The organism is Kribbella sp. NPDC104218, from assembly GCF_055584105.1.
Genome location: NZ_JBVJMQ010000001.1, coordinates 423,785 through 450,219, shown reverse-complemented (window position 1 = coordinate 450,219; position 26,435 = coordinate 423,785). Strand labels below are relative to the sequence as shown.

Annotated in this window: 29 protein-coding genes and 1 tRNA gene; 16 read left to right on the top strand and 14 right to left on the bottom strand. The window is 69.0% G+C overall.

Annotated features, from left to right (window positions below; genetic code table 11):
• Positions 1 to 13: 13 nt before the first annotated feature.
• The 4 genes from rsmA to ACZ6ZD_RS02135 all read left to right on the top strand — a co-directional run bounded on the left by rsmA (position 14) and on the right by ACZ6ZD_RS02135 (position 4,684).
• Complete coding sequence (rsmA, locus tag ACZ6ZD_RS02150; RefSeq protein WP_465667451.1) at positions 14 to 904, top strand: 16S rRNA (adenine(1518)-N(6)/adenine(1519)-N(6))-dimethyltransferase RsmA; 891 nt, start codon at positions 14 to 16, stop codon at positions 902 to 904.
• 11 nt (positions 905 to 915) lie between these two features.
• Positions 916 to 1,854 carry a 4-(cytidine 5'-diphospho)-2-C-methyl-D-erythritol kinase gene (locus tag ACZ6ZD_RS02145; protein WP_465667449.1) on the top strand — a complete coding sequence of 313 codons (939 nt, stop codon included), beginning with the start codon at positions 916 to 918 and terminating at the stop codon, positions 1,852 to 1,854.
• A 143-nt stretch (positions 1,855 to 1,997) separates the two neighbouring features.
• Positions 1,998 to 3,875, top strand: a complete 1,878-nt coding sequence (locus ACZ6ZD_RS02140) for a GTP-binding protein (protein ID WP_465667447.1) — start codon at positions 1,998 to 2,000, stop codon at positions 3,873 to 3,875.
• On the top strand, positions 3,872 to 4,684 hold the full coding sequence (locus tag ACZ6ZD_RS02135; protein ID WP_465667445.1) for a hypothetical protein: 813 nt from the start codon (positions 3,872 to 3,874) through the stop codon (positions 4,682 to 4,684). The genes ACZ6ZD_RS02140 and ACZ6ZD_RS02135 overlap by 4 nt, the downstream gene beginning before the upstream one ends.
• A gap of 55 nt (positions 4,685 to 4,739) precedes the next feature.
• Here the strand turns inward: ACZ6ZD_RS02135 and ACZ6ZD_RS02130 are convergent, their stop codons facing one another.
• Positions 4,740 to 5,165, bottom strand: coding sequence for a hypothetical protein (locus ACZ6ZD_RS02130; protein WP_465667443.1), 426 nt, complete (start codon positions 5,163 to 5,165; stop codon positions 4,740 to 4,742).
• Between the two features lie 299 nt (positions 5,166 to 5,464).
• Here ACZ6ZD_RS02130 and ACZ6ZD_RS02125 point away from each other — a divergent pair, with 299 nt between their 5' ends.
• Complete coding sequence (locus tag ACZ6ZD_RS02125; protein WP_465667441.1) at positions 5,465 to 7,243, top strand: ABC-F family ATP-binding cassette domain-containing protein; 1,779 nt, start codon at positions 5,465 to 5,467, stop codon at positions 7,241 to 7,243.
• A gap of 578 nt (positions 7,244 to 7,821) precedes the next feature.
• Here ACZ6ZD_RS02125 and ACZ6ZD_RS02120 read toward each other — a convergent pair.
• Positions 7,822 to 8,319: a MarR family winged helix-turn-helix transcriptional regulator gene (locus ACZ6ZD_RS02120; protein WP_465667439.1), complete on the bottom strand. Its 498-nt coding sequence runs from the start codon at positions 8,317 to 8,319 to the stop codon at positions 7,822 to 7,824.
• A 97-nt stretch (positions 8,320 to 8,416) separates the two neighbouring features.
• Here ACZ6ZD_RS02120 and ACZ6ZD_RS02115 point away from each other — a divergent pair, with 97 nt between their 5' ends.
• A complete protein-coding gene (locus ACZ6ZD_RS02115) occupies positions 8,417 to 9,199 on the top strand; it encodes a methyltransferase domain-containing protein (protein WP_465667437.1) in 783 nt (260 codons plus the stop codon).
• Positions 9,196 to 9,543 (top strand): VOC family protein, encoded by a 348-nt coding sequence (locus ACZ6ZD_RS02110; protein WP_465667435.1) that lies wholly within the window; start codon positions 9,196 to 9,198, stop codon positions 9,541 to 9,543. The genes ACZ6ZD_RS02115 and ACZ6ZD_RS02110 overlap by 4 nt, the downstream gene beginning before the upstream one ends.
• 51 nt (positions 9,544 to 9,594) lie before the next feature.
• Here the strand turns inward: ACZ6ZD_RS02110 and ACZ6ZD_RS02105 are convergent, their stop codons facing one another.
• From ACZ6ZD_RS02105 to ACZ6ZD_RS02080, 6 genes are all read right to left on the bottom strand, one after another.
• Entirely contained in the window at positions 9,595 to 12,054 is a 2,460-nt protein-coding gene (locus tag ACZ6ZD_RS02105) for an ABC transporter permease (RefSeq protein ID WP_465667433.1), read from the bottom strand.
• 1 nt (position 12,055) lies between these two features.
• A complete protein-coding gene (locus ACZ6ZD_RS02100; protein ID WP_465667431.1) occupies positions 12,056 to 12,835 on the bottom strand; it encodes an ABC transporter ATP-binding protein in 780 nt (259 codons plus the stop codon).
• Between the two features lie 109 nt (positions 12,836 to 12,944).
• Complete coding sequence (locus tag ACZ6ZD_RS02095; RefSeq protein WP_465667429.1) at positions 12,945 to 13,613, bottom strand: response regulator; 669 nt, start codon at positions 13,611 to 13,613, stop codon at positions 12,945 to 12,947.
• Positions 13,610 to 14,794, bottom strand: a complete 1,185-nt coding sequence (locus ACZ6ZD_RS02090) for a sensor histidine kinase (RefSeq protein WP_465667427.1) — start codon at positions 14,792 to 14,794, stop codon at positions 13,610 to 13,612. The genes ACZ6ZD_RS02095 and ACZ6ZD_RS02090 overlap by 4 nt, the downstream gene beginning before the upstream one ends.
• Before the next feature lie 177 nt (positions 14,795 to 14,971).
• A complete protein-coding gene (locus ACZ6ZD_RS02085; protein WP_465667425.1) occupies positions 14,972 to 15,613 on the bottom strand; it encodes a TetR/AcrR family transcriptional regulator in 642 nt (213 codons plus the stop codon).
• A gap of 58 nt (positions 15,614 to 15,671) precedes the next feature.
• On the bottom strand, positions 15,672 to 16,673 hold the full coding sequence (locus ACZ6ZD_RS02080; RefSeq protein ID WP_171677513.1) for an acyl-CoA desaturase: 1,002 nt from the start codon (positions 16,671 to 16,673) through the stop codon (positions 15,672 to 15,674).
• 122 nt (positions 16,674 to 16,795) lie between these two features.
• Here ACZ6ZD_RS02080 and ACZ6ZD_RS02075 point away from each other — a divergent pair.
• A tRNA-Gln gene (locus ACZ6ZD_RS02075) sits at positions 16,796 to 16,870 on the top strand.
• A gap of 92 nt (positions 16,871 to 16,962) precedes the next feature.
• Here ACZ6ZD_RS02075 and ACZ6ZD_RS02070 read toward each other — a convergent pair.
• Positions 16,963 to 17,436, bottom strand: a complete 474-nt coding sequence (locus tag ACZ6ZD_RS02070; RefSeq protein ID WP_465667423.1) for an HIT family protein — start codon at positions 17,434 to 17,436, stop codon at positions 16,963 to 16,965.
• 61 nt (positions 17,437 to 17,497) lie between these two features.
• Between ACZ6ZD_RS02070 and ACZ6ZD_RS02065 the strand changes: the two genes are divergently transcribed.
• Genes ACZ6ZD_RS02065 through ACZ6ZD_RS02055 form a run of 3 tightly spaced genes read left to right on the top strand, consistent with a single transcriptional unit; the run spans position 17,498 to position 18,883 of the window.
• Positions 17,498 to 18,463: a threonine ammonia-lyase gene (locus ACZ6ZD_RS02065; RefSeq protein ID WP_465667422.1), complete on the top strand. Its 966-nt coding sequence runs from the start codon at positions 17,498 to 17,500 to the stop codon at positions 18,461 to 18,463.
• Between the two features lie 9 nt (positions 18,464 to 18,472).
• Positions 18,473 to 18,655, top strand: coding sequence for a hypothetical protein (locus ACZ6ZD_RS02060; protein WP_465667420.1), 183 nt, complete (start codon positions 18,473 to 18,475; stop codon positions 18,653 to 18,655).
• A complete protein-coding gene (locus tag ACZ6ZD_RS02055; RefSeq protein WP_465667418.1) occupies positions 18,656 to 18,883 on the top strand; it encodes a hypothetical protein in 228 nt (75 codons plus the stop codon).
• On the opposite strand, the gene ACZ6ZD_RS02050 is transcribed toward ACZ6ZD_RS02055, so the two are convergent.
• Positions 18,876 to 19,256, bottom strand: coding sequence for a VOC family protein (locus tag ACZ6ZD_RS02050; RefSeq protein WP_465667416.1), 381 nt, complete (start codon positions 19,254 to 19,256; stop codon positions 18,876 to 18,878). The genes ACZ6ZD_RS02055 and ACZ6ZD_RS02050 overlap by 8 nt on opposite strands.
• A 52-nt stretch (positions 19,257 to 19,308) precedes the next feature.
• On the opposite strand from ACZ6ZD_RS02050, the gene ACZ6ZD_RS02045 reads away from it, so the two are divergent.
• Positions 19,309 to 19,620, top strand: coding sequence for a hypothetical protein (locus tag ACZ6ZD_RS02045; RefSeq protein ID WP_465667414.1), 312 nt, complete (start codon positions 19,309 to 19,311; stop codon positions 19,618 to 19,620).
• A gap of 3 nt (positions 19,621 to 19,623) precedes the next feature.
• Here ACZ6ZD_RS02045 and ACZ6ZD_RS02040 read toward each other — a convergent pair whose 3' ends face one another.
• Positions 19,624 to 19,947 (bottom strand): VOC family protein, encoded by a 324-nt coding sequence (locus ACZ6ZD_RS02040; RefSeq protein WP_465667412.1) that lies wholly within the window; start codon positions 19,945 to 19,947, stop codon positions 19,624 to 19,626.
• Between the two features lie 93 nt (positions 19,948 to 20,040).
• Between ACZ6ZD_RS02040 and ACZ6ZD_RS02035 the strand changes: the two genes are divergently transcribed.
• From ACZ6ZD_RS02035 to ACZ6ZD_RS02020, 4 genes are all read left to right on the top strand, one after another.
• Complete coding sequence (locus tag ACZ6ZD_RS02035) at positions 20,041 to 21,252, top strand: hypothetical protein (protein ID WP_465667411.1); 1,212 nt, start codon at positions 20,041 to 20,043, stop codon at positions 21,250 to 21,252.
• A 114-nt stretch (positions 21,253 to 21,366) separates the two neighbouring features.
• A complete protein-coding gene (glmU, locus tag ACZ6ZD_RS02030; protein WP_465667409.1) occupies positions 21,367 to 22,839 on the top strand; it encodes a bifunctional UDP-N-acetylglucosamine diphosphorylase/glucosamine-1-phosphate N-acetyltransferase GlmU in 1,473 nt (490 codons plus the stop codon).
• Between the two features lie 13 nt (positions 22,840 to 22,852).
• Complete coding sequence (locus ACZ6ZD_RS02025; RefSeq protein WP_465667407.1) at positions 22,853 to 23,833, top strand: ribose-phosphate diphosphokinase; 981 nt, start codon at positions 22,853 to 22,855, stop codon at positions 23,831 to 23,833.
• A 9-nt stretch (positions 23,834 to 23,842) separates the two neighbouring features.
• Positions 23,843 to 24,604, top strand: a complete 762-nt coding sequence (locus tag ACZ6ZD_RS02020; protein WP_465667405.1) for an NAD(P)-dependent oxidoreductase — start codon at positions 23,843 to 23,845, stop codon at positions 24,602 to 24,604.
• Here the strand turns inward: ACZ6ZD_RS02020 and ACZ6ZD_RS02015 are convergent.
• Genes ACZ6ZD_RS02015 through ACZ6ZD_RS02005 form a run of 3 tightly spaced genes read right to left on the bottom strand, consistent with a single transcriptional unit; the run spans position 24,601 to position 26,392 of the window.
• Entirely contained in the window at positions 24,601 to 25,086 is a 486-nt protein-coding gene (locus tag ACZ6ZD_RS02015; protein ID WP_465667403.1) for a CAP domain-containing protein, read from the bottom strand. The genes ACZ6ZD_RS02020 and ACZ6ZD_RS02015 overlap by 4 nt on opposite strands.
• Positions 25,087 to 25,139: 53 nt before the next feature.
• Complete coding sequence (locus ACZ6ZD_RS02010) at positions 25,140 to 25,748, bottom strand: hypothetical protein (protein WP_465667401.1); 609 nt, start codon at positions 25,746 to 25,748, stop codon at positions 25,140 to 25,142.
• Positions 25,745 to 26,392 carry a hypothetical protein gene (locus ACZ6ZD_RS02005; protein ID WP_465667399.1) on the bottom strand — a complete coding sequence of 216 codons (648 nt, stop codon included), beginning with the start codon at positions 26,390 to 26,392 and terminating at the stop codon, positions 25,745 to 25,747. Before ACZ6ZD_RS02005 ends, ACZ6ZD_RS02010 begins: the two co-directional genes overlap by 4 nt.
• Positions 26,393 to 26,435 lie beyond the last annotated feature (43 nt).

Genomic DNA, 26,435 nt, shown 5'->3' with positions numbered 1-26,435 from the left:
CGAGACTGACGGGGTGACCTCGTCTGATTCATCCACAACGGCCGGACCGAGACTCCTCGGTCCGGCCGATGTGCGTTCACTGGCCGCGACGCTCGGCGTCCGTCCGACCAAACAGCGCGGCCAGAACTTCGTCATCGACCCGAACACCGTCCGCCGGATCGTCCGCGCCGCTGAGCTGTCGGCAGACGGCGAGACCGTGCTCGAGGTCGGGCCGGGGCTCGGGTCGCTGACGCTGGCCTTACTTGCCGAGGGCCACCGGGTCACCGCGGTCGAGATCGATCCCGTGCTCGCGCAGGCCCTGCCCTCGACGATCGCGTCGTACGCGCCCGGTCAGGTCGGCGACTTCGCGGTGATCGAGGCGGATGCCATGACGGTGACGGCCGACCAGATCGGGACGCCGTCCGCCTGCGTGGCGAACCTGCCGTACAACGTCGCCGTCCCGGTCCTGCTGCATCTGCTCGCGGTATCGCCGTCGTTGCGGCACGGGCTGGTGATGGTCCAGTCGGAGGTGGCCGATCGGCTCGCGGCCGGGCCCGGCTCGCGGACGTACGGCGTCCCGTCGGCCAAGGCGGCCTGGTACGCCGAGGTCCGGCGCGCCGGGCCGATCGGGCGGAACGTGTTCTGGCCGGCCCCCAACGTCGACTCCGGCCTGGTCGCCTTCGAGCGCCGCGAGCCCCCGGTGACGGCGGCTTCGCGCGAGGAGACCTTCGCGGTGATCGAGGCGGCGTTCTCGCAGCGGCGTAAGACGGTTCGCTCGGCGCTCGCCCGCTGGATGCCGGACCGCGCGGCCCTCGACGAGGTGTTCCGCGTCACAGGGATCGACCCGGGACTGCGCGGCGAGATGCTCGGAATCGCCGAGTTCGCCGCCCTGGCCGGTGCAGGACAGTCGTTCAAGCCTGCCTGATGTCCTAGTGTGTGCCCGTGCCACCTTCTGCTGAGGTCACGGTGCGAGCGCCGGCCAAGATCAACCTGGGTCTGTCGGTCGGTCCGCCGTTGCCGGACGGCTTCCACCCGGTGGCCACGGTCTACCAGGCCGTGGCGCTGTACGACGACGTCACGGCCGTCCTGCGCGACGACGATCCGGCGATCTCGGTCGAGGTGACCGGTGACTTCGCGGGGGAGGTGCCGACCGACGAGTCGAACCTCGCCGTCAAGGCCGCGCGGCTGCTGCAGGCCGAGTACGACATCGACGAGGGTGTCGACCTGACCATCCGGAAGACCATCCCGGTCGCCGGTGGCATGGCCGGCGGCTCGACCGACGCCGCGGCGACGCTCGTCGCCTGCAACCGGCTCTGGGGACTGCAGCTGTCGCAGACCGAGCTCCAAGGGCTCGCGGCCGAGCTGGGCTCCGACGTGCCCTTCTGCCTGGTCGGCCACACCGCCCTCGGGCAGGGGCGTGGCGAGCAGGTCACCGAAGTGATGTCGCGCGGCACGTTCCACTGGGTCTTCGCGATCGCGGACGGCGGCCTCTCCACCCCCGCCGTCTACCAGGAGCTCGACCGCCTCCGCCCGCTCCGCCGCGTCGAACCGCCCCAGGTCCGCCCCGAGCTGATGTCCGCCCTGCTCTCCGGCCGTCCCGAAGCCCTTGCTGTTGCCCTCAGCAACGACCTGCAGGCCGCCGCCCTCTCACTCCGCCCCGAGCTCGGCGACACCCTGCAGTTCGGCCTCGACCAGGGCGCCCTCGCCGCCCAGATCTCCGGCTCCGGCCCCACCTGCCTCTTCCTCGCCGCGGACTCCCGCTCCGCCGTCGATCTGGCCGTCGAGCTCGCCGAGTCCGGCCTCTGCCGCATGGTCCGCCAAGCCGAGGCCCCCGTCCCCGGCGCCCGAATCCTCCCCGCCACCATCAGCCGGTAAATCGGTCGCCCCGCGGGCCGCGGGGTGCTAGCTTCCGGAGTATCTACCGGGAGTGAAGGAGAACGGGATGCGGTGCGTAGTGATCGAACCCAGCTGGACTGATCACTTCGAAGCACTCGCGAGGACCGTTGAACTCTTTGACGATGGGTATTGTCGCGCATGTCGACGCCGGTAAGACCAGCCTGACCGAGCGGCTGCTGTATGCCGCCGGGGTGATCGACCGGGTCGGGCGGGTCGATGACGGGAACACCCGGACCGACTCCATGGAGCTGGAGCGCCGCCGGGGGATCACGATCCGCTCGGCGGTGGTCGCGTTCGAGCTGGGCGACCTTCCGGTCAACCTGATCGACACCCCGGGCCACTCCGATTTCATTGCCGAGGTGGAGCGCGCGCTGTCCGTGCTGGACGGCGCCGTCCTCGTCCTGTCCGCCGTCGAGGGGGTGCAGGCGCAGACCCGGCTGCTGATGCGGACCCTGCGGCGCCTCGGCATCCCGACCTTGATCTTCGTGAACAAGATCGACCGGGTGGGGGCTCGCGACAGCTTGCTGCTCGCGGATATCGATCGGTTGCTCACGCCGAATGCTGTATCGATGGGGGTTGTTGACGGGTTGGGTACGCGGGCGGCCGCCTTCACGGCTGCGCCGCTCGAGCTGGGGGAGTTCCTTGCTGAGCGCAACGATGCTTTCCTGGAGCGTTATCTGGAAGGCGGTTTGACGGACGAGGATTACGCGGCCGAGTTGCGCCGGCAGGTCGGCGCCGGGGTTGCGCATCCGGTGTACTTCGGGTCCGCGATGACGGGCGTAGGCGTCCCGGAGCTGATCGACGGGATCCGTGATTGGTTGCCGCGAGCAACCGCTGTGTCAGGGGAGCCCTTAGTTGCCAAGGTTTTCAAGGTCGAGCGGGTTGCCGCGGGGCAGAAGCTTGCCTCGGCGCGGATCTACGCCGGTGCGCTGAGTGAGCGTACGTACGTCGACGTCCACACCGCGGGTCGCGCTTATCAGGCCCGCCCGACCACGCTCGAGGTGTACGAGCGCGGCGTCCGGCGTACGACGTCCCGCGCCGAGGCCGGTCAGATCATCGCGCTCCGCGGGCTCAAGGACATCCGGATCGGCGACCAGCTCGGCGTCCCGGCGTCCGACGTCCCGGAGCTCTTCGCTCGCCCAACCCTGGAGACCGTCGTCACGGCCGGCGATCGCGGCCGGCTCTTCCAAGCGCTCACTCAGCTCGCCGAGCAGGACCCGCTCATCCAGGTTCGCCGCGCCGACGACATCACCGTCCGTCTGTACGGCGAAGTCCAGAAGGAAGTCATCGCCGCGCTGCTGGAGTCCGAGTACGGCCTGCAAGCAGACTTCAGCCCCACCACCCCGATCTACATCGAGCACCTCAACGGCCCCGGCGCGGCCCGTCGCGAGATGGGTGCCCCCGGCAACCTCTGCATCGCCGGCGTCGGCTTCCACGTCGCCCCGCACGACGAGGGCCTCAGCTACCAGCTCGCCGTCGAGCTCGGCGCCCTACCGCGCGCCTTCCACACCGCCATCGAGGAGACGATCCGCCAAACCCTCCACCAGGGCCTCTACGGCTGGGAGATCCCCAACATCCACATCACCCTCACCCACACCGCCTACAGCAGCGTCGGCACCACCGCCGCCGACTTCCGCCGCCTCGTCCCCCCAGTCCTCCTGGAGGCCGTCAACCAGGCCGGCACCACCGTCCAGGAACCCATCAACCACTTCTCCCTGGACATCCCACCCGGCACCCTCCCCCAAGTCCTAGCCCTCCTCGCTGACCACCAAGCCACCCCCACCCACATCACCCCCACCCACCTCGAAGGCACCCTCCCCGCCGCCCGCACCGCCCCCCTCGAATCCGCCCTCCCCGCCCAAACCCACGGCGAATCCCTCCTCACCACCACCTTCCACTCCCACCACCCCACCCAACCCCCCTACCCCACCGCCCCACGAACAGACGGCAACCCCCTCAACGCCTCGGAGTACCAAACCCACCTGAACGGCACGCGATGACCGCCTGGACCGAAGACCCGCCGTACTACGTGTTCACCGACCCCGCCTTCGTCCTCCGCCTCCTCCTGGACCCCGGTGAGCCCTTGGATCTGGTCTGCAACGCCGATGCTTTCCTGGAGATCCCGGGCCGTGGTACCTGGTCGGCGTCCATCTTCTCTGTGGACGAGGTACGCCGCCTGCTCGACCGTTGGCGTGAGAGCGGAGAAGGGACGTACTTCGCCGGCGTCGGCAATCTCATCGTTGGGGTACCGGGGGTTGACGCGATCGTCGCGGCTGTCCGCGACCTCGTGGCCGAAGGCACCTACGATCTGTTCCTGGTCAAGTGTGACGACGATTCACCGGACCCGTGGGGGAGCCTCGTCGAGGCGGCGGCAATGCCCGGAGCGGATACGACGGACGAGCACGTCCGCTGGGCGATCTACCAACGTGTGCTGGCGAATCCGGAGGCTCACTCTGCGCTGCGATTCGCGATCGCGGGGGAGCCGGTGCAGAGCTTGGCGAGCGCAGTCGTCGTCGCGCTGTTCGAACATGTCTCACCCGACGACCGCGATGCCTGGATCGACGTACTACCACGCCGGTGGCGGGCATTTCCGATCCGTAGGTCCGAGGAGCTGACGATTGCCGACGTCCACCGCAGCGGTGCGCCGCCCGCGGACGTATCTGAATGGTCGGACTGGCTTCTCCGTCGGGTCGCGACCACGAGCGCCAGCGAGGCGACCCTCGAGAAGCTGGCTGTGGAGGCCCGGACGCGGCGTGCCCGCAACCTGGCGTCCGAACGGCTGAAGACGATCCGCCGGGCGTCTTCCTAGTTGGAAATGCGCCGGCGCCCGGAGTCCGGGGGGACTTCGGGCGCCGGGGGTGGGGTCACTTCTTGGTGATGGTGAGGTGCTGGGGCTTGGTGACGAGGCCGGCGACGGCGATGCGGAACTGGTGCTTGCCGAGGCGGGAGGTCTGGACGTAGACGGAGTAGGTGCCCTTGGAGGTGACCTTGGTGGTGGCCGGGAAGTTGACCCACTTCTTGCCGTCGAGGCGCTGGACCTGGACCACGGTGTTCTTGGCGATACCGGTGGTCTTGCCGAAGTAGCGGACCTTCGCGCCGGCCGGGACGGTCCAGTCGGAAGCGTCGATGGTGACCGACTTCTTCACCGCGGCCGCGGCGGTCGTCGTGGTCTGCTTGGTCTCGGCGTTGGCGGCCGTGGCGCCCACGATCCCGACCACCGCACCGGCGGCCAGCCCCAGCCCAGCAGCAACAGCCGTGACCCGCCGAACCACCTGAGAACGAACGCGCATCGTACTTTCCCCTCATCTGCAAGGGCCCCCATTGAGCCCGCCGCCAGTAGAGACGCCACCACCCCCGACTTAGTTGGATCACAGCCTGATCACAAAGATGCCCACAGCAACAGCCCGCCAGTTTTCGAATGGGCTTCATGCCATTGGGAACAGGTCTGGCTACTCCGGACCGGGGAGGACCTGGCCGAGCTCTGCTGTATCCCGCTCGTCGCCTACGGGCTCGCGCTGGGTGACGTCCTACGCATCTCCGCGGGCTGGAGGAACATGGGCGGGTTGGGGACAGGTACGCTGGGGCGGTTATGGGTGCCGCTAATTTGGTGAATTTGGAAGGCGTGTCCAAGGGGTTCGGGACGCGGGTGTTGCTGGATTCGGTGAGCCTGGGGGTGGGGAAGGGCGATCGGGTCGGGGTGGTGGGGCGCAACGGCGACGGGAAGTCGACGTTGTTGCAGGTGCTGGCCAGGCGGTTGGAGCCGGATGGGGGGCGGATCACGCATGTGCGGGATCTGCGGCTGGGGTATTTGGGGCAGGCGGACGAGCTGAATCCCGAGGAGACGGTGGAGTACGCCGTCCTGGGGGATGTCGAGACGTATACGTGGGCCGCGGATCCGCGGGCGCGGTCGGTGATGGAGCACTTGCTGGGTGGAGTCGACCACGGCGCCAAGGTGGGGACGCTGAGCGGTGGGGAGCGGCGGCGGGCGAGTCTCGCGAAGCTGCTGCTGACGGACGTCGACCTGCTGATCCTGGACGAGCCGACCAACCACCTGGACATCGAGGCGGTCAACTGGCTGGCCGCGCATGTGGTCGATCGGGCCGGGGCGCTGATCGTGGTGACCCACGACCGGTGGTTCCTGGACGCCGTCTGCACCGACACCTGGGAAGTGCAGAACGGGAATGTCACGTCGTACGACGGCGGGTACGCCGCCTACGTGCTGGCCAAGGCGGAGCGGTCGCGGTCGGCGCAGGTGAGTGAGGCCAAGCGGCAGAACCTGCTGAAGAAGGAGCTGGCCTGGCTGCGCCGCGGTGCACCCGCGCGGACGAGTAAGCCGAAGTTCCGGATCGACGCCGCGAACGCCCTGATCGAGAACGAGCCGGAGCCGCGCGACAAGCTCGCGCTGTCGAAGCTGGCGACGGCCCGCTTGGGCAAGGACGTGTTCGACGCCGAGGACGTCAGCCTGAGCTTCGGCGCGCGCAAGATGCTGGACCACGTCACGTTCCGGCTCGGCCCGGCGGACCGGATCGGCCTGCTCGGCCCGAACGGCGCCGGCAAGACGACCTTCCTCAAGGTGCTCACCGGCCAGCTCGCGCCGGACAGCGGCCTGGTCAAACAGGGTAAGACCGTGCGGACGGCGAACCTGTCGCAGAACCTCGAGGAGATCGACGGGACGGCGACGGTCCTCGACCACATCACCTCGATCAAGCGGACGGCGGCGCTCGCCGGCAAAGGCGGGGAGCTGACGTCGTCCCAGCTGCTGGAGCGGTTCGGGTTCACCGGCGACCGGCTGACGACCCGCATCTCGGATCTGTCCGGTGGCGAACGCCGGCGCCTGCAGCTGCTCCGGATCCTGCTCGACGAGCCGAACGTGCTGATCCTCGACGAACCGACCAACGACCTGGACGTCGAGACGCTCACCGTCCTGGAGGACTTCCTGGACAGCTGGCCGGGCGTCGTCGTCACGGTCACCCACGACCGGTACTTCCTCGAGCGGGTCAGCGACATGGTCTACGCGATCATGGGCGACGCCCGCGTCCGGCACCTCCCGCGCGGTGTCGACCAGTACATCGAGGAGCTCGACAGCGCCCCGAAGCGGACGGCGGAGCCGGCGCAGCAGCCCCAGGCCGCGGCCGAGGCCCCGGTGGTCGACGCCGCCGCGGCCCGGGCAGCGAAGAAGGAGCTGAACCGGATCGAGCGGCAGCTGCAGAAGCTGACCGAGTCCGAGGCGAAGCTGCACGACCAGATCGCGGCCAACGCGAGTAACTACGAACGCCTCGCCGAGCTGGACGCCGAGCTGCGCAAACTCGGCGACGAACGCGGTGAACTGGAAACCGCCTGGTTCGACGCTGCCGAACGCGCCGAGTAGCGGCGTGCGGAGCAACGGGTAGTAGTGGGGTCGCCGGCCGGTGTCTCCCGCTGCGGCGGGTTCGGAGCGGCTGACTACTACCCGTTCGTCGGTACGCCGCTGCGGAATGCGCGGGTCGCGTCGGAGTGGCGCGACGGAATGCGCGGTATTTTCCGCGGCGGACGGCGCGGAATGTGCGCGGCGGAAATGGCAGCCGGTAAATCTGATCAAATCCGTCGGGGCCTGTGGAAGGCGGCGGCCCTCCGATCCCCTGTGATTCGGAGGGCTCGCCGCCAAGGGTGAGCGGGCCCCGTGCCGGTCGGCGTTGTTCGGGCCCCGAGCCCCGGACACCGCGCGACCGCTTTCGGCGGACCACCTCTTGCCGCCGAAGTCACCGTGTATCTCTAACGTTTTGTAGTCGATCAACCACCGACAGTGATGACCCTAGTGGTCCCGATCACTCAGTGTCGATAGTCGTCCGCTACAACAGCCTCTCGATCTCGTTGCAACTAGCAACGATTCGGGAGATCCGAAGTGACGCCCCGGGATTTCGAAGAATTGCGGCGGATTTCTGCTCAACTAATGTGTATACAAAACGCTCAGTGTTTTTCCAGGTCGAACGGGCGGACCAGCTCGCGCAGCACCTGCGCGATGTGCGTCTGGTCCTGCTCGCTGATCGACCCGAGCAGCGTCCGCTCGTGGGCGAGTAAATCGGCCATGGCCGCATCCACCGCGTCCCGGCCGGCGTCGGTGAGCTGCACCAGGACGCCGCGCCGGTCGCCCGGGTCGGGCAGCCGCTCGACCAGCCCGCGCGCGGTCAGCCGGTCGACCCGGTTCGTCATCGTGCCCGACGTCACCAGGGTCTCCTTCAGCAGCCGCCCCGGCGAGAGCTGGTACGGCGATCCGGCCCGCCGCAGGGCCGCGAGGACGTCGAACTCCCAGGACTCCAGCCCGTGCGTCTCGAACGCCTGGCTGCGCGCCCGGTCCAGGTGCCGGGCGAGCCGGCTGACCCGCGAGAGCACCTCCATCGGGGTCACGTCGAGATCGGGCCGTTCCCGGCGCCAGGCCTCCAGCAGCCGATCGACCTCGTCTTCCATAGCGCGAGCGTACGCCATCAAGACTCTTGACATCAAGAGACCTCAGAGCGTTCAATGTATCTTGACATCAAGATAAATCGCTGATGAGAGGTGCGAGATGCGCACGTCCCCCGTCTGGAGTCCCGAGCAGTACGGCACGTACGCCGACGAGCGTGGCCGCCCCTTCGCGGACCTGATCCGGCAGATCCGCACCACCGAGGTGGCGGACGTCGTCGACCTCGGCTGCGGCCCCGGCGGCCTGACCGCGACCCTGCGCGACGCCTGGCCGGCGGCGTCCATCGTCGGGATCGACAGCTCGCCGCAGATGATCGAGGCCGCCCAGTCGTACGCCGACGAGCGGCTGACCTTCGCGCTCGGCGACGTCCGCGAGTGGACGGCGCCCGCGGCGAGCCTCGACGTCATCGTCACCAACGCGACCCTGCAGTGGGTGCCCGACCAGCTCGACCTGCTGCCCGGCTTCGTCAAAGCGCTCCGCCCCGGCGGCACGCTCGCGATCCAGATCCCCGGTAACGGCGACGCCCCGTCGCACGCGATCCTGCGGGAGCTCGCCGCGAAGGAGCCGTACGCCGAGTTCGCGCGCGACACCTCGCTGCGCCCCGACGTCCCCGGCCCGGCCGACTACATCGACGTCCTGAGCGCCGAAGGCTGCGTGGTGAACGCGTGGGAGACGACGTACATCCACGCTCTGCAAGGCGACAACGCCGTCCTGGAGTGGGTGAAGGGGACGGGCGCGCGGCCGGTGCTGCAGTCGCTGCCGGACGGGCTGCGGGCGGAGTTCGAGGCCGAGTACGGCGCTCGGCTGGCCGAGGCGTATCCGCAGCGGGACTACGGGACGCTGCTCCCGTTCCGCCGGATCTTCGCGGTTGCGCAGAAGCGATGAGACTCGATCACGTGCAGGTCTCCTGCCCGCCCGGCGGCGAGGATGTCGCCCGAGCCTTCTACCGGGATGCGCTCGGCATGATCGAACTCGAGAAACCCGAGCTGCTGAAACCGCGCGGCGGCTGCTGGTTCCGGCGTGGCGACGCGGAGATCCACGTCGGCGTCGAGCCGGACTTCCGCCCGGCCCGCAAAGCCCATCCAGCCCTCGCCGTCGACGACCTGGACGCTTTGGCAGCCAGACTGGAGAACCAGGGATACCCAGTTGCCTGGGACAACGAAACGATCCCGGGCCGCAGGCGGTTTCACACCGCCGACGGCCACGGGAACCGGATCGAGATCGTCTGAAAAACAGCGGCTCGCCCAGCCCCCTCAAGCCGGGCGAGCCGCTAGCTTCACTTACTCCGTCGCCAGCGCTCCGGCCGGTGCGACCTTGGCGGCCCGGCGAGCGGGCAGGACCGAGGCGAGCAGACCGGCCACGATGGCGATCGCGGCGATCGCGATCAGCAGCCCGACCGGCAGGGCGTACTCGACCGTGCCGTCCTTGGTCTGGTTGCCCATCAGCGCCGTCGTCCCGACCCAGCCGTAGATCAGGCCGAGGGCGATGCCGAGGCCGGCGGCGACCAGCGCCATCAGCACCGACTCGATCGCGAGCATGCTGCGCAGCTGGCGCCGGGTCAGACCCATTGCCCTGAGCAACGCGTTCTCCCGGGTCCGCTCCAGGACCGACAGGCTGAGCGTGTTACCGACGCCGACCAGCGCGATCAGCACCGAGACCCCGAGCAGCCCGATCCCGACGGCCAGCAGGACTTCGAAGATCTTCGTGTACGCCGTCCGCTTCGCCAGCCCGCCGCTGATCTCGAGGTTCTGTACCGAAGGCATCGACTGACCGAGCGCGTCGATCACGTCGGCGCCGTCCGCGTTCGGGTCGGCCGCCAGCCAGTAGGCGCCGATCGGCGCGTTCGGAGCCAGCTTGGCCAGGTCGGTCGTCGTCAGGTTGAACGGCTCCAGGCCGAGCCCCAGCTTGAGCGTCACCGTGAGCTTGTTCTTCCCGGAGACGATCGTGACGGTGTCGCCTTCCTTGACCTTCAGCATGTACAGCGTGTTGTGGTCGACGAGCGCCGTCCCGGGCTTCAGATCCGCGACCAGCTGCGAGTTGTGGATGATCGATCCGGCGCTGCCCGGGTCGACCCCGACGGCCGGGAACTCGTTCCCCGCCGACTTCACCAGCACCGTCCGGATCGGGACGACGTGCGTGATGCCCTTGATCTCCTTGAGCTGCTGCTCGGCGCTGGCCGGCAGCTTCTCGTTGTACGTCGTCGCCGTCAGATCGACCGGGTACTGCGCGTCCATCGACACGTCGAAGGTCTTCTGCACCGAGGCGATCCCGACACAGGTCAGGCTGATCAGCGTCACGCCGATGAGCAGCGCGGCGGTGGTCGCCGCCGTCCGCTTCGGGTTCCGGACGGCGTTCGCGACGGCGATCCGGGACGGGACGCCGGTCTTGGCCGGCAGCGCGCCGAGCACCCGGATCAGCGCGGGCACCAGCAGCGAGCTGATCGCCAGGACGCCGAGGAAGGAGACCACGCCGCCGGCGACGCCGGCGATGATGTTGTGCCCGGTGTAGGCGGTCGCCAGCAGCGCACCGCCGCCGGCGAGCAGCAGGAAGCCGAAGGCGAGCCGGACGGCACCGCGTTTGGACGCCGCAGCCGGCGCGGCCTCGGGCCGGAGCGCGGCCAGCGGCGCGACCTTGGTCGCCCGGCGGGCCGGGACGACGGCCGCGACGATCGTGGCCAGCGTGCCGAGCAGCAGCGGGACGAAGATCGACGTCAGGCCGAGGTGCAGCGAGACCGGCGGGATTCCCCAGTCGAACTCGCGGGACAGGGCGAGCGCCAGCGCGGACAGCGCGACCCCGAAGACCACGCCGATCGCGGAGGCGACCACACCGACCACGGTCGCCTCGGCGAGTACCGAGCTGAAGACCTGGCGTTTGGAGGCGCCGACGCAGCGCAGCAGCGCCATCTCCCGGGTGCGCTGGGCGATCACGATCGTGAAGGTGTTGCTGATCACCAGACACGCGACGAACAGCGCGATCACGGCGAACATCCCGAACACGCCGCCGAGGACGTCGATCCCGTTGGTGTAGTTCTTCACCTCCTGTGCGATCTTGTCCGCGCCGGTGGCGACCGCGAAGCCGGGGCCGGCCGCCGCCTGAACGGCCGACATCAGCGCCTGGGAGTCCGTGCCGGACTTACCGGCGATCGCGAGTCCGCTGATCCAGTTGTTCTTCTCGAAGATCTGGACCGCGGCCGGCGTTGCGACCGCGGCGCCGAGACCGAAGGCGCTCTTGTCGTCGATCAGGCCGACGACCTTCACGTTCCAGGACTTCTTCTCGTACGACGTGATCCGCAGCGTCTGGCCAAGCGTCACGTTGTGCTTGGCGGCCAGCTTGTTCGGCAGGGCGATCTCGTCGGTTGCGGTGGGCAACCGCCCGGACGACGTCCCGGGGCTTGCGATCTGAGTGGTCTGGTAGAGCGCGTCGACGGCCAGGTTGACCGGCCGGACCAGCCCGGGGAAGCTCGCCTCCATGTAGGCGGTCGTCTTCGGCGCGACCTCGGCGACCTGCGGGAGCGCCTTCACCTTGGCCACGATCGCCGGGGTGAGGTTCTCGCTCCGGCTTTCCAGGTAAGCGTCGACGCCCTTGTACTGGGCGCCGATCGTCTCGTCGATCCCGTGCGACGCGGAGGCGTGCGCGGTCATCGCCAGGGCGGCGAAGCCGACGCCCAGCACGATCGCCAGACAGGCGGCGATCAAGCGGCCCAGGTGGGCGCGCAGCGAAGAGAGCAGTGAACGACGCACGTCACGCCCCCAGCTGGCGCAGGGCGTCGAGGACGGTCTCGGGCTTCGGGTCGCGCAGCTCGCCGGCGAGCTTGCCGTCGGCAAGCATCACGACGCGGTCGGCGTACGACGCGGCCAGCGGGTCGTGGGTGACCATGACGACCGTCTGGCCGAACTCGCGGACGCTGCGGCGCAGGAAGCCGAGCACCTCGGCGCCCGAGCGGGAGTCGAGGTTACCGGTCGGCTCGTCGGCGAAGACGACCTCCGGCCGCCCGACCAGGGCGCGTGCGACGGCGACCCGCTGCTGCTGACCGCCGGACAGCTCCGACGGCCGGTGCGTGAGCCGGTCCTGCAGGCCGAGGACGTCGACCAGCGTCGCGAGCCACTGCTCGTCTGGTTTGCGGTTGCCCAGCTCGAGCGGGAGCAGGATGTTGTCCTTGGCGGACAGCATCGGCAACAGGTTGAACGACTGGAAGACGAAGCCGACGCGATCGCGGCGGATCTTGGTCAGCGCGGCGTCCGGCAGCTGGGTCAGCTCGGTCTCGCCGAGCAGGACCTGACCGCCGGTCGGGGTGTCCAGGCCGGCCAGGCAGTGCATCAGCGTCGACTTGCCCGAGCCGGACGGGCCCATGATCGCGGTGAAGTTGCCGACCGCGAAGTCGACCGACACGCCGTCCAGCGCGGCCACGGCGGTGTCGCCCTGGCCGTACACCTTACGCAGCTCGTGCGCGCGGATCGCCGTACGCGGCATCCCGTCCTGCGGCAGCCGCCCCACCGCAAGTCCACCGGTCTGCAAACTCATGTCACTCCTCGGATCATCGACAGGCCCGCCCTGTCATGCTCCTCAAGGTAGTGAAAGCCGCGCCCCGCTACGTCGTCCCACGGAACGTATTCCGTCTACTACCTGGGTATTACTTGGTCGGCCGGACCAGCCCGGTCTCGTACCCGAGAACGACGAGCGCAACCCGGTCGCGGAGGCCGGTTTTCGCCAGGATGCGGCCGATATGCGTCTTCACCGTTGCCTCGGACAACGTGAACAGCGTCGCGATCTCGGTGTTCGACAGGCCGCGCGCGACCTCGATCAGCACCTCGCGCTCGCGAGCCGTCAGGTCGGCCAGATCGGGACGCTCGACCTCGGCGTCCGGGAGCGCGCCCGCGAAGTGCTCGAGCAGCCGCTTCGTCGTACTGGGGGAGACGACGGCGTCGCCGGAGTACACCTGGCGGATCGCGGACAGCAGATCGGCCGGCGGGGTGTTCTTGAGCAGGAAACCGGCCGCGCCGGCCTTGATCGCGGCGAACGCGTACTCGTCCAGGTCGAAGGTGGTCAGCACGATCACCTTCGGGGCCTGCGGCAACGACTGCAGCTGCTGGGTGGCCTGGACACCGTCCAGCCTCGGCATCCGGACGTCCATCAGGACGACGTCGCACCCGGTCACCGAGATCTTCTCGACCGCCTCGCCGCCGTCCCCGGCCTGACCGACCACCCGCATGTCGGGCTGCGAGTCCACCAGCATCGTGAACCCGGCCCGGACCAGCTCCTGGTCGTCCACCAGGAACACCCGGATGTTGTCTTCACTCACTGCTGGCCTCCGGTCGGCAGGTTGTACGGCAGCTTGGCGATCACCTCGTAACCGCCGCCCGCCTTCGGTCCGGCGCTCACCGTACCGCCTGAGACGGATGCGCGTTGATGCATCCCCACCAGGCCGTGCCCTGGCTCGACACTCGGGGCGACGCCGCCGCCGCGGCCGTCGTCGATGACCACCACGGTCAACATCTCGCGACCGAAGTCCAGCGCGACGGAGGTGCGCGCTCCCGGCCCGGCGTGTTTCAGTGTGTTGGTCAGGCCCTCCTGCACGATCCGGTACGCCGTCAGCCCGAGCAACGCCGGGAGGTCGCGCGGCTGGCCGGTGACCGAGTAGTCGACCGAGAGGCCGGCCTCGCGGACGTTCTCGATCAGCTCGGGCAGGCTGGAGACGCCCGGCTGCGGGCGCGGCTGGTTCGGGTCGAGTTCGCGCTGCTCGTCGGCCTTGAGCAGACCGAGCATCTTGCGCATCTCGGTCAGGCTCGCGCGGCCGGTGTCGCCGATCGTGGCCAGCGCCTTCTTCGCGGCCTCGGGCGACTGGTCAGCGGCGTACAGACCGCCGTCCGCCTGGACGATCATGATCGACAGGCCGTGCGCGACGACGTCATGGATCTCGCGGGCGATCCGGGTCCGCTCCGCGGAGACGGCGAGCTGGGACTCGCGGTCGCGGTCGCGTTCGAGCTGGGCGGCGCGGGCTTCGAGCTGGGCGACATACAGGCCGCGGGTCCGGCGGCGTTCGCCGAAGGCCCAGACGCCGAGGACGACGGCGCCGAGTGCGACCATCATCGTCACCTGCTGGCGCCAGTCGGAGTTCGACCAGTAGCGCGAGGTGGCCATCAGGACGCCGAGGCCGCCGACGCCGAGCGCGATCCGGCTGTAGCGGACGTCGCCGTACACGGAGATCGTGTAGAGGGCGATCAGCAGGCCGACGTTGCCGGGGATGAGGTCGACGCCGGTCAGCCACTGCAAAACGGCCACCGCGGCGACGCCGAAGAAGACCAGCTCGGGGTAGGAGCGCCGCCACCACAGCGGGCCGAGCATCGCGAACGCGAGCACACCGCCGTACCCCGCTTGGGCGAGGCTCAGGAACCCGAGCGACATGCACAGCGCGCCCGCGAGCAGCAGGTCGAACGCCTTACTGCGGGCAGGCAAAGGCCGCGCGGTCATGAACCCCGTCATAGCGGCCAGCGTACGGCGCGCCCCGCCGCCCCGAGTCAACCCACGGTCGGATGTCGTCGTACTACTCGGGGAGGGCGGACCGCTGCCACTCACCAACTATGCGGAGTACCGCCTCGCTGAGCGTGAGCCGCCGCTTTGGAAGGGCGATTTGGCGAGTTGGTGGGTGCTGGCGGTCCGCTACTTGTGCGGCCGCGTCGAGAGGGTCGGCTTGAGCTCCAGCCCGGACAGGCCGTTCCAGGCGAGGTTGACCAGGTGGGCGGCGACGTCCTGTTTGCGCGGGCGGCGCGCGTCGAGCCACCACTGGCCGGTGAGCGCCACCATGCCGACCAGCATCTGGGCGTACATCGGGGCGTTCTTCGGGTCCAGGCCGCGGCGTTTGAAGTTCTCCGCGAGGATGTGCTCGACCCGGGTGCCGACGTCGCTCAGGATCGAGATGAACGAACCGCTCGCGGAGCCGACCGGCGAATCCCGGACCAGGATCCGGAAGCCGTCGGAGTTGTTCTCGATGTAGTCGAGCAGCGCGAGCGCCGCCTGCTCGACCAGCTCGTGCGCCCGGCCCGCCGTCAGCGACTGGGTGACGCCGTCCAGCAGCGCGCGGACCTCGCGGTCCACGACGACGGCGTACAGACCCTCTTTACCGCCGAAGTGCTCGTAGACGACCGGCTTGGAGACCTCCGCGCGGTTGGCGATCTCCTCCACCGACGTCGCTTCGTACCCGCGCTGGGCGAACAGGCCGCGCGCGATCACGATCAGCTGCTCACGACGCTCGGCACTCGTCATCCGGATTCGGCCGGACCGCCGCGGTTTGGGTTCCGTCACGTCGAGATCACGTCTGCATCATGCCGCATTCCGGTGCCGCGGGGTGGGAGTTTTACGGTCAGGCCGCTTTCAGGGTGCGGCGCGAGTCGTCCTGACGCCGGGCCTCGAGCCGCTCCTTGACCGGCCAGCGGACATCGCTGACCCAGCCCATCTTCTCGAAGAACCAGATGGTCCGCGCCGACGTGTCGAGCTGGCCCTTGAGGACGCCGTGCCGCGCGCAGGTCGGGTCGGAGTGGTGCAGGTTGTGCCACGACTCGCCCTGGCTGAGGATCGCCAGCCACCACACGTTGCCCGACTTGTCCCGGCTCTTGAACGGCCGGTCGCCGATCGTGTGGCAGATCGAGTTGATCGACCAGGTCACGTGGTGCAGCAGCGCGATCCGGACCAGGCTGGCCCAGAAGAACGCCGTCAGCGCGCCCTGCCACGACCACGACCACAGGCCGCCGATCACGGCCGGCAGCAGCAGTGAGATCGTCACCAGCACCGGGAACAGCCGCGACACCTTCACGATGTCCTTGTCCTTCAGCAGATCCGGCGCGTACTGCCGCTGCGGCGTCTGCTCGGTGTCGAACAACCACCCGACATGCGCGTGGAAGAAGCCCTTGGTCAGCGCGCCCAGCGTGTTCCCGTACTTCCACGGGCTGTGCGGGTCGCCGTCCCGGTCGGAGAACTTGTGGTGCTTGCGGTGGTCGGCGACCCACCGGATCACCGGCCCCTCGATCGCCAGCGACCCGGCGATCGCCAGCGCGTACTTCGTCGCCCGGTTCGGCTTGAACGACTTGTGCGTGAACAACCGGTGGAAACCGATCGAGATCCCGTGCCCCGCGATCGTGTAGAACACCACCGCGATCACGACGTCCCGCCACCCCAGGAACCCGCCCCACGCGATCGGCACCGCCGCCAGCACCGCCAGGAACGGAATCCCGATGAACAGCGCCAGCGCGACCTGCTCCCACACCTGCTTCTGCTCACCCCCGAGCGTCCCGGTGTGCACGTCGAGCTCGTCAACCTGCCCAGCGCGCTCAGGCGCCTCCGGCGCGGCAACAGGGGGAGGAGTCATGTTCTGTATCCCTCAGGTGGAGGACGGCTTACCTACGCAACCGTAACCTACGACACCGTAGGTAAGGAACCCCTCAGCGTGTCATCCACCCCACTCATGACAAGATGTCCCGGCAACCACGATCCCCCGTGGGGTAATCGGCAGCCCGCGAGACTTTGAATCTCGAAGACCAGGATCGAAACCTGGTGGGGGAGCCAAAACCCCAGGTCAGCCCGCCTGACCTGGGGTTTCTCTTTCCCCCCCCCATGTGGCCAACCCCACCCCGCCGTCCAGTCACGCCCTCGACCGCCTATCGCTCGGCGGCGGCAGCGAGGTGGGTGCGGAGTTTGGTGGCGTAGGGGGCTCGTTGGGTGGGGGTTGCGGGGGTTGGGAGGGGGAGGAGGTTGTAGAGGTTGTCGTGGGGGTAGCGGGGGAAGACGTGGACGTGGTGGTGCCAGGCGTCCTGGTAGCCGGCGGGTTCGTTGTGTTGGCGGACTGACGTGCCGGCGCAGCCGTAGGTGTAGCGGATGGCGACGGCGATGGTTCGGACGACGTCGTGGACCGCATGGCCCGCCTCCGGTGGGAGGTCGTAGAGGTTCTCGTGGTGTGCGGTGGGGACGACGAGAACGTGGCCCGGGTTGTTGGGCCACCAGCGCGAGGCGACGAACGCCAGCGCCCGGTCGGTCCGAAAGACGACGTCCGCCTGACAGGCCACGTCGTCCTCACCCCCGCCGACAAGACGGCAGAACGGACAGTCGTAGTCAGCCGGCGCGTGATTGAACATGCAGCACCTTCAGGTCAGCGGTTGGTGGTAGACGGACTTCGGTTCGACTTCGTGGTGGCGCATGGGGTGTCCTTTGGGGGTGACGAGGCTTGATGTGGACAGGATCCGGGCGGCTCGGGGGCTGATCAATCCGGTTTTTCTGGGGACGCCCTTTTATGGGTGTGAGGCGTTGGGGGAGCGGCTCGGGTGTGGGGTGGGGGTGAAGCTCGAGACGGCGAATCCGGTGCGGAGTTTCAAGGGGCGCGGGACGGAGCTGGTGGCGGAGGGGCTTGCTGGGGCGCCGGTGGTTTGTGCGAGTGCGGGGAATTTGGGGCAGGCGCTGGCGTGGTCCGGTGGACGGCGGGGGCTCGCGGTGACGGTGGTGGCGTCGCGGTTCGCGACTCCGGCGAAGCTGGAGCGGATCCGGGCGCTCGGTGCGCGGCTGGAGCTGGTCGACGGTGATCACGAGTTGGCGCGGGAGCGGGCGGCGGAGATCGCGGCGTCCGAGGGGATCCGGTTGTTGGAGGACAGTCTGGACCTGGAGACGTGTGAAGGCGCCGCGACGATCGGGCTGGAGCTGGTCGAGGCCGGGACGCCGTTCGACGTCGTACTGATCGCGCTCGGGGGTGGGGCGATGGCGACCGGGGTGGGGCAGGTGTTGAAGGAGCTGGCACCGGGGGTGGAGGTGGTGTGCGTGCAGCCCGCGGGCGCGCCGGCGCTGACGCTGTCGTGGCGCGAACGGCGAGTCGTCACGACGGAAACCATCAACACGATCGCGGACGGCGTTGCCGGTCGGCGGCCGATCCCCGAGGTGCTGGCGGACCTGCTCGAGATCGCGGACGACGCCGTCCTCGTGCAAGAGGAGTCGATCGTGGCGGGCATGCGGCTTTTGTACGAGGAGGCCGGTCTGTTGGTCGAACCTTCAGCTGCGCTCGGCGTCGCCGCCGTCCTCGAGGACCGCGAGCGCTTCGCCGGCCGCCGGATCGCGACGATCATCTGCGGCAGCAACGTCGATCTCGCAGCCCACCGCCGCTGGACGGCGCTCTAAAGTTCGGCCATGGACGACCAGACCTGGGGCAACAACCGCTGGACGCGCGGCTTCTGGACGCTCGTCTGGGTAGGCATGGTTGTCGCTGTGGTGTGGATGGGTGAGCTGAGGACGGCCTGGCCGATCATCCCGGTAGCCACGCTAGTCATCGTGTTCGCCGCCCGGCCGGACGTCCGCATCACGCCGGACTAAGTGATCGTCCGCTACCCGATCAGCGGCTACCGGATCCCCCGCGCCGAGGTGGTTTCAGCCCACTTCAACTACTTCGGGCTGGTCATCCAGCTCCGCTCCGGCGCCACCGCCTTCGCCTTCGCGAACCCGAAGCTGACCTCGGCCGAACTCAGCTCAGGTGGCCAACCTGAGCCCGGCGGCGCGGCGTACGAGATCACACGCTGGGCCGAACGCCGTACGCCTAGCTAGGTAACCAGCAGAGGCAGAACGGGTGTCCGGCTGGGTCGGCGTAGACCTGGACGCCGCGGGCGGACTGGGGGTCTTCGGCGGGTTTGAGTAGGCGGGCGCCGAGGGTGAGGGCTCGGTTGTGCGCCTCGGTGTGGGCGTCGCCGGCCGCGAAGTAGAAGTCGAGGTGGATCTGTTGCGGGGCGCCGTCCGGCCAGTCCGGCGGGACGTGGCCGGGTGCGTGCTGGACGCCGAGCGCCCACCCGCCGTCCACCCAGATCGCATGCCACCGTTCGGACCACTTCTCGACGGTCCCACCTAAGAACTCGGCCCAGAACGTGCTCTCGGCATCGATGTCGGCCGCGTCGAACACGATCATCCGGTGCTTGATGTCCATGCCCCACAGTCTTGTCGCAAGTTGCGGTGGCTTGCCAGGGGATGATGGTGGGGTGGAAGAGGTGGGTGGGGACGCGTTGGTGCGGGTTGAGTTGGCGCGGTCGGGGTTGTTTGAGCTGGATTATGTGGCGGGGGGCGGGAGCGGCGAGGTTGTTGAGCTGTTGGTGGCGCCGGTGCTCTGGGGGCTTACGTGGCTGGTCCACCTGATCGTTTTCCTTGGCGGGTGGACGCTGTGGGTCCGGGCAGCCGGCGACGACGGCGAGCTGCTCCACAAGAAGCGCTATCGCCGCAAGAAACACGCGCTCGCGGACGTCGAGTATCAGCTGCGCCGCGGCCACCAGGCCCTCGACCGAGGAACCACTTGAGGGTTATTCGATGATGCAGAAGTGGGTGCCGTCGGGGGCTTGGAGGACGGTGAAGTCGGGGTTGGTGGGGTAGGTCCAGGGGGCGAGGGTGGCTCCTAGGGCTTGGAGGCGGGCTTGTTCGGCGGCGGGGGTGGAGCCGGGGGTGGGCCAGAGGTCGAGGTGGGTTTGGTCGGTGGTGTCGAGGTGGAGGCGGGTGGCGGGGGTGGTGGGGGGTGGGAGGAGGAAGTCGGGGTTGGTGGGGGAGGGGGTGTAGTTGAGGGCTTGGCGCCAGAAGGCGGCGGCTGCGGGGGTGGTGTTGAGGACGACGGCGCCGAGGGTGAGAGGCATGTGGGCTCCTGGTGTGGGGTGGAGTTTTCAGTGTCGCGCTCGGCGCCGACAGGTTGCGGTTACCTGGGTGGGGGGTGGGTCGTTGGGAAGGGCATGAAGGCGGTCGGGTGGTTGGCGGTGGGGGCTGTGCTGGCCGGCGGTCTGGTGGTGGGCAGTGGGGGTGGTGAGGCTCGGGTTTGGCCGGTGGGGATGGAGGTGGCCGGGCCGCGGAGTGGGGATGGTCAGGTCGATCCGCTGGTGGCGGATGCGGTGGACGTCGCGCTGGCGCGGCAGGCGGTGGCGGTGCGGGGCGGTGACGTGAGTGGATTCGTCGCTCAGGTCGCACCGGCGGTCAAGGCACGCCAGCTGCGCGTCTTACAGAATCTGCGTGCCCTGAACGCACAGGTCGGGTTCCGGCGTCGGGAGGCTTGGGCCGACCCGGGGGCCGTGCAGCGGTATGGAGCCGGCGCTGTGACCTTCAGGGTCAGCCTCCGGTATGCCGTGACCGGGCTGCGGCCGGCTGCGACCGATCTGGGTTACACGTACGTCGTCCGGGCCGGGAAAGCGGAGCTGGTCGATGTGACCCGGCTGGACGGGGTGCTGAAGAGCAACCGGCAGCCGTGGGATGTGGCTGACCTGGACGTGGTCGAAAAGGACGGCGTCGTCGTACTGGTTGATCGGGGGCAGCGGGCGAAGGGGGAGCGGATTGCGGCGGCGACTGCGCGCGCTGCGGTCGTGGTGCGGCGGCTGTGGCCTGGGCCGCTGCAGGAGATCCCGCTGGTGGTCGCAGTCGCCGATCCCGGCGTCCTGACCGATCTGCCAGCGACGCTGCCGGGGAAGGATCCGGTGCGCGTCCAGCCGATGCACAGCCCGGCAGACGACGGCCGTCCGGTCGGCGGGTGGACTGTGGTGACCGGTGAGCCGACGCTGCCTGAGCTGGTGCACGGGCTGACGCATCTGACGCCGGTCAAGATGGGCGACGAGGCACCGCGCTGGCTGGCTGAGGGGCTGGCGGCGTACGCGGCCAACCTGGTCCGGCCGTCGGCTGAGGTGGCCGCGGAGCGGGCCGAGGTGGCGCGCCGGCTCAAGGGCCGGATCGAGCGGCTCCCGCGGGACGACGAGTTCACGACCACGGAGAGTTACCAGGTCAGCTGGCTCGCCGTGGACCTGATGGCCCGCGGCGTCGGAGTGGGATCGGTCACGCGGTTCTACCTCCAGGTGGCCCGCCGCGGGTACAACGAGTACGCCCGGAACCGCATGATGCAGGCGTACGCCGGGCTCACGGCCGACGATCTGGTCGCCAACCTGCGCGGTCCGGCCGCCTGAGCGGCCGACTACGGGATCCCCGGGTGGAGCAAGTAGGCTTGCGCGGGCACTGTTTCGGGTGCCTGTGCAGATACTTGTTCCAGAAACTCGCAGGGAACTCGAGGAGAAGACCGCGTGACTTCCCATCGTCCCGCGGCGGTCGTGATCATGGCCGCCGGTCTGGGTACCCGGATGAAATCGGCAACCCCGAAGGTGCTGCACGAGATCGGCGGGCGCAGTCTCGTCGGGCACGCCGTGGTCACGGCGCGGGTGCTCGCGCCGGAGCACCTCGTGGTGGTCGTCGGGAACGGCCGTGAGCTGGTCGAGGCGCATCTGCAGGCGCTCGACCCGGGCGTGAAGACCGCCGTCCAGGAGCAGCAGCTGGGGACCGGCGACGCGGTCCGCGCCGGGCTGACCGCCGTCCCGGCCGACTTCGACGGCTCGGTCGTGGTGACGTCGGGCGACGTCCCGCTGCTGGAGTCGGAGACGCTGGGCGAGCTGGTCGCCGAGCACGACAAGCAGGGCAACGCCGTCACCGTGCTGACCGCGCGGGTGGCCGACCCGACCGGCTACGGCCGGATCATCCCGGGCGCCGACGGCACCGTGGCCGGCATCGTCGAGCACAAGGACGCCACGCCGGAGCAGCGGCAGATCGACGAGATCAACGCCGGGATCTACGTCTTCGACGCGGCAACGCTGCGTGACGGGCTGAGCCGGCTGACGACCGACAATGCGCAGGGTGAGCTGTACCTGACCGACGTCCTGTCGATCGCCCGCGGCGACGGCAAGCGCGTCGGCGCCTACGTCACCGACGACGCGATGCAGACCGAGGGCGTGAACGACCGCGTCCAGCTGGCCGCTCTGCGCGCCGAGCTGAACCGCCGCACGCTGGACAAGCTGATGCGCTCCGGCGTCACGGTCGTCGACCCGAACACCACCTGGGTGGACAGCACCGTCGTCCTCGCCCAGGACGTGACGCTGCTGCCGAACACGCAGCTGCACGGCGCCACCACGGCCGGCAGCGGGACGACGATCGGCCCGGACACGACGCTCACCGACGTCCAGATCGGCGAAGGCGCGACGATCATCCGCGCCCACGGCTCCAGCTCGGTGCTCGGCGACGGCGCCAGCGTCGGCCCGTTCGCCTACCTGCGGCCGGGGACCAAGGTCGGCGTGAAGGGCAAGATCGGCACCTTCGTCGAGACCAAGAACACCTCGATCGGCGACGGCGCCAAGGTGCCGCACCTGACGTACGCCGGGGACGCGACGATCGGCGAGGGCGCGAATATCGGCGCCGGCACGATCTTCGCCAACTACGACGGCCAGAAGAAGTACCCGACCGTGATCGGCAAGCACTCGTTCATCGGGAGCAACTCGGTCATCGTCGCTCCCCGCACGGTCGCGGACGGCGCCTACCTGGCCGCCGGCACGGCGCTGACCGAGGACGTCGAACCGGGTGAGATCGCGGTCGCCCGGGGCCGGCAGCGCAACATCAAGGGCTGGGTCGAGCGCAAACGCGCCGGCACCAAGACGGCTCAGGCCGCCGCAGATGCGCTCGCCGAGGGTGCGGACGCGGCGACGCCGGGCGACACTGGCGACACGAAGTAACGGGAGGCCGGTCATGAGCGGGATGAAGCGAACCACCGAGAAGAACCTGATGGTGTTCTCCGGCCGAGCCCATCCCGGGCTGGCCGAGGAGGTCGCCGAGCAGCTGGGCTCCGGCCTGGTGCCGACCTCGGCGTACGACTTCGCCAACGGCGAGATCTACGTTCGCTTCGAGGAGTCGGTCCGGGGCAGCGATGCGTTCGTGATCCAGAGCCACACCTCGCCGATCAACGAGTGGATCATGGAGCAGCTGATCATGGTCGACGCGCTGAAGCGCGCGTCGGCCAAGCGGATCACGGTCGTGCTCCCGTTCTACGGCTACGCCCGGCAGGACAAGAAGCACCGCGGCCGGGAGCCGATCTCGGCCCGGCTGATGGCCGACCTGTTCAAGACCGCCGGCGCGAACCGGCTGATCTGCGTCGACCTGCACACCTCGCAGATCCAGGGTTTCTTCGACGGCCCGGTGGACCACCTGATGGCGCTGCCGATCCTGTCCGACTACGTCCGCGACAAGTACGGCGACCAGCAGCTGGCCGTGGTCTCGCCGGACGCCGGCCGGATCAAGGTCGCCGAGCAGTGGTCGGCCCGGCTGAACAACGCGCCGCTGGCCTTCATCCACAAGACCCGCGACATCGACCGGCCGAACGAGACCGTCGCGAACCGCGTCGTCGGTGAGGTCAAGGGCCGGGTCTGCATCCTGGTCGACGACATGATCGACACCGCCGGCACCATCACCAAGGCCGCCGACGCCCTGTACGCCGACGGCGCGGCCGGCGTGGTGATCGCCGCGACGCACGCCATCCTGTCCGGCCCGGCGGTCGACCGCCTGAAGAACTGCCAAGCCAGCGAGGTGATCGTCACCAACACGCTGCCGATCTCGGCCGAGCGCCGCTTCGACAAGCTGACCGAGCTCTCGATCGCCCCACTGATCAGCCGCGCCATCCGCGAGGTCTTCGAGGACGGCTCGGTCACCAGCCTGTTCGAAGGCCGCGCGTAACTCAGCCGCATGCGAATCGCCGTCTTTCATCCTGGTGCCATGGGGTCGCGACTGGCTGGGGAGTTGGTTGCTGCTGGGCACGTGGTGAGTTGGGTGCCGGAGGGGCGTAGTTCGGCTTCGGTTGAGCGGGCTGAGGTGGCTGGGCTGCGTGGTGTGGCGTTTGGCGAGGCGGTTGGGACGGCGGACGTCGTACTGGTCTCGTGTGCGCCGCAGGGTGCGGTCGAGATCGCGCGGAAGGTTGGGGCGGCTGGGTTTGCTGGGCTGTATGTCGAGGCGAACCCGCTGTCGCCGGAGTCGCTGCGGCAGGCGGAGGGCGCTGTACCGGAGGCGACGTTTGTGGACGCCGGTGTGGTCGGTCCGCCACCTACTGGTGGGGCTAGCCCGACGCATCTGATGCTGTCCGGTGCGGCGGCTGCTGAGGTCGCTGCGCTGTGGCAGGGGACTACGGTGACGCCGATGGTTGTCGGTGCGGCGCCGGGCGCGGCTAGCGCGGCCAAGTCGGCGTACGCGCTCTACAACAAGGGGAAGGCGGCGCTGGCTGTTCTGGCGTTCCAGTTGGCCGAGAAGCATGGTGTCACTGAGGCGCTCACCGCACAGACGGTCCGCGGGGACGCCGGGTCGCTGAAGGACCCTGCGCTGCCGGAGCAGCTGCGGGCGGTCGCCTGGCGTTGGGGGCCGGAGTTCGACGAGCTGGCGGCGACGCTGGACGACGCAGGGCTCGAGGGCGACGCCGCCCGAGCCCTGCGCCAGGTGTGGACCAAACTGACCTAGACGGTGCCGAAGTTCTGCACCCAGTAGTGGCCGTAGGCGGTGCCGCTCCGGTAGGCGTGGCCGACGCCGATCGAGCGGTAGCGGCAGTTGAGGATGTTGGCGCGATGGCCGGACGAGTTCATCCAGCCGGCGACCACCTCGGCCGGTGTGCCGTAGCCGGCGGCGATGTTCTCGGCCATCCCGCTGTTACTCGGATAGCCCGCCTGGCGCATCCGGTCGAACGGACTGCGTCCGTCCTGGCTGGTGTGGCTGAAGTAGTTCCGGTTGGCCATGTCGGCGGCGTGGCCCTGGGCGGCGTTGTCGAGCGCGCCGTGCCGGTTCAGCGCCGGACACCCGGCGCGCGCTCGTTCGGCATTCGTCCGCGACACGACCTCGGACCGGAAGTCCTGCGGCGTCATCGCGGCGGTCGCCGTACTGGTGAATGGAAACGTTGCAGCGAACAGCCCGGCGATGGCCAGGCCTACTCGGACACGTGTCTGCATAGTGCACTCCTCGTCGGTATGGGGGCGGTCAAACCAGACGGTGCAAGCAGCAACTAGTGTGCCCTGAACTCCTCGAAGACGTAAGGGTCGATGCGTTCCAGCAGGCCCTCGAAGGCCGTGGTCGTGTGTCTTACGACGTCAGCAGACCAGTAGCCGACGTTCCAGGCGAGCAGCACGTTGCCGTCGACTCGCCACTGCAGCTTCGGGTAGCTGAGCAACCACTCCATGACCCGCGGCGTCAGCACGGCGCCCGCGTACCGCCGGTCGAAGCACTCCACCGAGAAGGTCCGGTTGAACTCGGCGCTCTCGAACTCCAGATTCCCCGGCAGCATGGGGTTTTTCGGGAACACTGCCAATGGCGGCAGCACACCCGGCAGACCCACCGCCACGACGTGGCACTTCGCCGCCGTCGACGTACGGATCGCCTGATAGGTGAAGTCGCAAGCCCAGACCCGCTCACCTCGGACCATCCGCTCCGCGTTCCCCTGCACCCCGAACGCTCGCTCCGCCGCTGCAGCGAGCCACGGCTCGACCGGCGCCTCGCTGAGTCCGATACTGGCCACTCTGTCCCGGAAGAACGCCTGCTGCCGGCGCTGCACCCGCAAGTACAGCGCGCCGAGCCCAGCCGCCAGGACTGCGATGACTATGAGCGTGACGGTCATGCGCCGTAGTCCCGGATGACGAAGGGCGGGATGCGGTCGAGGACGCCGTGGAGCGCCTCCAGCCGGGCCAGGAGGTCAGGGATGGTGAAGGCGCCGTACGACCAGGAGACCAGCGCGTTTCCGGCGAGCTGCCATTCGAGAGCCGAGTTGACGAGCATCCACTCCATCAGCCGCGGGTGCAGTACGGCGGACGCGTAGCGCTGGTCCTGGCAATCGACGCGGAACGCGTCGTTGAAGGCCTTGCTCTCGAGTTCGATGTCGGTGCTGAAAGCCCGCCGGAGCGCGGAGTCGTGCGTCACTGTGAGCGGCGGCAGCGCGGTGGGAAGGTTCAGCGCTACCAGATGCACGGTGTGTGTCTGGTAGGCCTTTCCGTTGCTGGTCGTGTACTTGTACTCCAGAACGCACAGGCCGCGCCCACGGAAGTCACCGGCGAACATCTCCCCCGGCTCGCCCCTGGTGTAGAGCCGAGCAGCCACCTCTGCCAGCCACGGGCTCGGTGGAGCCAGGAACCACCCGTACTGCGCCATCGCGTGCGCGCGCTGCTGCAGCTCCTCCCGACGTCGCTTGAGGTAGGCGATCAGCGCCAGCGTCCCAACGACAACCAGCACGCCGCCCACCAGGTAGAGCAGAAGCATCGCAGCCACCGCGCCAACCTAGCTGAGGTGTGGGTGCAGGGGGCCTGGCGCC